Annotated in this window: 6 protein-coding genes; 2 read left to right on the forward strand and 4 right to left on the reverse strand. The window is 43.5% G+C overall.

Annotated elements, in window-relative coordinates:
* Positions 1–141: 141 nt before the first annotated feature.
* On the reverse strand, positions 142–510 hold the full coding sequence (locus tag ACWVCM_RS05380; RefSeq protein ID WP_455200692.1) for a winged helix-turn-helix transcriptional regulator: 369 nt from the start codon (positions 508–510) through the stop codon (positions 142–144).
* Between the two features lie 108 nt (positions 511–618).
* Here ACWVCM_RS05380 and ACWVCM_RS05385 point away from each other — a divergent pair, with 108 nt between their 5' ends.
* Entirely contained in the window at positions 619–1251 is a 633-nt protein-coding gene (locus ACWVCM_RS05385) for a hypothetical protein (RefSeq protein WP_455200693.1), read from the forward strand.
* A 6-nt stretch (positions 1252–1257) separates the two neighbouring features.
* A complete protein-coding gene (locus ACWVCM_RS05390) occupies positions 1258–1866 on the forward strand; it encodes a glutathione S-transferase family protein (protein ID WP_455200694.1) in 609 nt (202 codons plus the stop codon).
* Between the two features lie 42 nt (positions 1867–1908).
* Here the strand turns inward: ACWVCM_RS05390 and ACWVCM_RS05395 are convergent, their stop codons facing one another.
* The 3 genes from ACWVCM_RS05395 to ACWVCM_RS05405 form a co-directional block, all read right to left on the reverse strand.
* The gene (locus ACWVCM_RS05395) at positions 1909–2382 is read right to left on the reverse strand and encodes an Lcl C-terminal domain-containing protein (RefSeq protein ID WP_455200695.1); all 474 of its coding nucleotides are present in this window, start codon (positions 2380–2382) and stop codon (positions 1909–1911) included.
* A gap of 103 nt (positions 2383–2485) precedes the next feature.
* Positions 2486–3322, reverse strand: coding sequence for an Lcl C-terminal domain-containing protein (locus tag ACWVCM_RS05400; protein ID WP_455200696.1), 837 nt, complete (start codon positions 3320–3322; stop codon positions 2486–2488).
* A 293-nt stretch (positions 3323–3615) separates the two neighbouring features.
* A partial coding sequence (locus tag ACWVCM_RS05405; protein ID WP_455200697.1) for an LTA synthase family protein occupies positions 3616–4791 on the reverse strand: 1176 nt, incomplete at its 5' end.

A 4791-nucleotide genomic window follows, 5' to 3' on the forward strand; every position in this document is an offset into this window, starting at 1 on the left:
ATTGTTAATCTTATTGGTTATTACTTGTGTTGTTGATTATTAGTTGTATTGTTCGATCATTGAAACAGAGATTGCCACGTCGCTCTGGTTCAGAGTTTATACCCTGAGGGTGCAATGACCAAGAAGTAGAAATTCACTGAGTTAGTTATCAGGGATATAAGTACCAGGAATAAATTTAAGCCCCCAGTTTTTCATCGCCTTTAACACCGGACCCAATGCTTTACCCTTCTCGGTGAGTATATATTGATAACGCACCGGTCTTTCCTGGTAGGGCGACTTCTCTATAATGCCCGCAGCCTCCAAACGCTTCAATCTTTCCGCCAGGATATTAGTACGGATTCCCTCCGGTGAATTTTCGAATTCACCATAGGTTTTTTTACCCATAAACAAATCACGAATAATCAGCATGGTCCATTTGTCGCCAACTATGTCCAATAAACTGGCCACCGGGCACGGCGAGCGTTTTGTATCTTCAGCCCGCTTCTTCTGACTAAGCTTCTGTTTTTTCATGATTTTAGTGTAGCACAGCATTGGTTGCTTGCAAATTTAAAGTAACTATCTATAATCTTAGTTACTTGCTTTTTTAAAGTTACTATTGGAAAAAAACAGGAGGAGAGCATGAATACCCAGTCAATGGCATTGCGCGAGACACAACAACCCAGTCATCTGGTCACACTCATGATATTAGTAGTCTGGTTTACAGGTGTATTTAGTTTAGCCGCTCAAAACATGTTCAATGCGCCTCCCGGTCAGCCTCCTCTAAACATTTTGTTAGCACTGATCATCCCCCTCCTTGCCTTCGCTACTATCTACGCCATAAGCCCTCGCTTTAAGGATTATGTGCTTAGTATTGATATGCGGCACCTGATCCTGCTACATAGCTGGCGCATGCTGGGATTTGGTTTTGTATTTCTCTATTTTTACGATGTACTGCCGGCGCTGTTTGCTTACCCGGCAGGTGTGGGGGATGCCCTGGCAGCGATATTTGCCGTGTTTCTTGCCATAGCCATGTACCAGAATAAAGCTATCACAAAGAAATGGATTTACCGTTGGAATACCTTTGGATTGATGGATTTCGTGATCGCGGTGAGTTTGGGCATTATGTCCCGCACCGGAAACATCGGACAGCTTGAAGGTCATGTAGCCAGCGACGCCATGGGTGTACTACCCTTGGTATTGATCCCCGCCTTCATCGTACCGTTTTATATCATCACCCACGTCATCATTTACTTACAACTTAGAAAAATCTAAACAACAATGGATTTAAAACTCTATTACACACCACGCACTCGAGCCATCAGGGTGCGTTGGTTACTGGAGGAACTGGCTCTACCCTATCAAATTGTACCCATTGATTTATTCCACGGTGAAGGTAGTTCTGAATCATATAAAACGATCCATCCGCTGGGCTGTGTACCGGCAGTGGAAGTGGATGGAGAAGTGATGATTGAATCCTGTGCCATTTGTGCGTGGCTTGCTGACCAATTTCCCGGAAAGGACTTGGCGCCAGAAATAAATAGCCCAATACGACGGGATTACGAACAATGGATGTACTTCGTACCTGGCACCCTGGAACCACCCCTATGGGATTACGTACTTCACAAATTTTTGTTACCCAGGAAGCAGCGAATAAGCGCTGTGTTACCGTGGTGCCTTGATCGCTACCAAAGCGTTTTGGAAATGCTGCACGCCAGGTTGGGTAGTAAGCCGTACATACTGGGCGATACTTTTACCACCGCGGATATTTTAATTGGAAGTACGCTGATGTGGAAAACAGACGAGCTGGAACGTTACGATAATTTAAAGGAATACGTTAATAAACTAGCCAAACGGGAAACCTACAATAATGCTCTCAAACCGCTATAACTTTATTTAAATTAAGTGGCTTTGAATTTTTTGAGCGGGCACTTAATTTCTAACGAACCTTAGATAGGCTTCAGGCACCTCGATCGCTCCGCCCATCCCTCCGCCTGCATTGTTAATTACACAGTCACGATTAACCTCACCATTCCCGAAATTAACACAATAATAATACTGATATCCTGATGGAGTCGAACTCCAGAAATGGTCACTGGGTGTGTTTCGAAAAATTACAATATTGATAGCGGGATTAACACAAGATGGCTCTACAATGGATGACAGTTCTTTGACATTTGGTACCCGCCAGTCAGTATGGCCGGCAAACCCATTGTTATTGATGTTTTCTTCAAACGCCAATGCTTCATTAGGTACAAATAATCTCGCCTCACCTTCACAATTCCTGCTTTGACTATTATATGTCTGTCCTTCGGAACATCTTTTCCACACCAAACTGGTATTTTTGTCCATCACGGTTCCATTACCCTGGTCTTCAAACCGTTCGTTGGGTGTTACAACCGGCATGTTATTGTTGCATTCTTGCCCGAATGCAGCCCCATGCACCAATAACGCGAGCATCAGAATAATATAAATCTTATTAATTCGAAGAATCATAAATCAATCACACTTAATAGTTGCTACGTACCAGTCGAATATGCGCAGCCATGCTCTTATCCCATGCGCTCATCGCTCCTTCCTTAATTACCCATGCCTGCGTTGGAGCGTCAGCCTTGCTTGTTCTGCTCCAATAAATCAAATAATTGGGATTACCACCCATATATTCTTCAGGGAAGTAGTCAATATCCGCCGCAATGTCACGGTACGGACTGTATATCAGCAGAGAATTCAACTCTTCTCGACTCGGTATACGCCAGTCATTGTATCCACACAAGTTCATCGCGTTTACTGCATCAACATATGAGTCGGTATCACAAGCCACATCCGTACAAATTCCACCGTTCGGAATACCTGCCTCTCCACCATTTTGGGCATTGTCCGGCTCATACCATGAAAACGACGAACCAAAATAACGCAATCCAGTAGTCTCAGTCTTGATTTCCCACGTCAAACCGGTAGTGATATCCGCAACACAGCTCCACGGCGCTGTTTGAAATGAAACAGATTGATCAGGTAGTGAAGTACCGGCCTGGTCCAGTTTTACGAAATCAAAACCACCATAGCCCGCACCGAGCTTGGATAAATTCAGTGTCCTGGCAAGATAGTCACGTCCATACATCGCATCCTGCTTTAAGTGAAAATCGAAACCAACTTCACATGCTATTAAATTATTATCCGTCAAGCACAATAACGCACCTGTATCATTTAATTGAAAAATATTTTGAGTATTCACACCCGTGAAGTGACTAGCGGTAGGTGGAGGTGATCCAGAAGAGCCACTGCTGCAGGCCTGCAACAGTACAGCACAAATCATAACCAGGTTAAAAATAACAAAGTGCGTTTGCATAAAGCCTAACAGATATACTCTGGCGATTAATAATGCACCTATTATTTACCATGATGTCGGTACTCGCAAGCACAGAATCAATAAAATAGCCGAATTCGATCTCCAACGCCAAATAAACAAAGTGGGTTTGCGAGTGAGTTATGGCTGCTTGTTACTGAATCTTGATGGTCACTGTTTTCAATGCCTGTTGAGTGAGACTGGCAAAATACGCGATGTTTTCATCCAGGAAAATACCATCGGTTCCCAGTGGAAACCAGTAGTGGTCACTTTGTATGTTTAAGTGTTTTTACACTTTACTCTCTATACTCTCTATTAGAACGTCGGTAAATATATTCAGCACCCTGGTAGTAGGCAATGGTTTTCATCACCAAAGGATCACTGACATCCACTGGTTTTGGCTGATCATCTGGTTTGCTCTTATCAATTTCCACTATTTTTTTACCCGGTGAAAGTATTACTAACTTGTCCTGTTCATACAGGCCCAATTTCTGGTAGTTCGCGATTAACGCCCGCTCCTCGAAATCTGCCGCAAGAATATCATTCCCCCAGAAATGACTATGATAATTAAAATCCAGTAGTGCCAGAAGCGTTGGCGCTATGTCAATCTGGCTTGCCAGTTTTTCTACCTGTGTCGCCGGGACCAGCTCAGGAGCATAGATAAACAGCGGTATGTGATATTTCTCCACGGGTAATTCAATTTTTCCCGCACTGCTGCCACAATGATCAGCGACGACAACAAAAATAGTATTGTCAAACCAGTTGTGTTTTTTGGCCTCAGAAATCAGGTGTTTTAAGGCAAAGTCTGTATATTTAATTGCACCGCCTCGCCCGCTTCCTGAAGGTATATCGATTCGGCCTTCAGGGTATGTATAGGGTCGGTGGTTGCTCGTCGTCATGACATGATAAAAAAACGGCTTATGCTGCGCACTGGCGATATCGGCATTTTTAATTACCTGGTCGTACAAAACTTCATCAGCAACACCCCAGGCATTCTCAAACGTAATTTCTTTGTTATCAATCGAACTTTGATCGATTATGCGATACTCATGATTTGAGAAAAATACATTCATATTGTCAAAATAACCGCGGCCACCGTATAAAAACGCCACGTCATATCCATGCGATTTAAAGACTTCCCCTAAACTCTGCAGGTGATCATGACCGGGGCGTTTTACAATCGAACGGCCCGGCGTGGGTGGTACTGAGAGTGTAATTGCCTCCAGTCCGCGTGTAGTGCGAGTTCCTGTTGCATATAAGTTGGTAAACAACATTCCCTGTTTGAACCACTCATCCATAAATGGCGTCAAATCAGTCTTCATCCCAAACGCCGTCAAATAGTCAGCACTTAAACTTTCTACACTAATGAGAATTACATTGCGTTTTTCTTCATCTGATTTTGCTTTTACAAAATGACTGATATCGTAGAGCCCTCCTTCTTCAACTGGCTTGTGTACTTCCTGTTTTGCCAG

This window comes from Kaarinaea lacus (genome assembly GCF_975902315.1).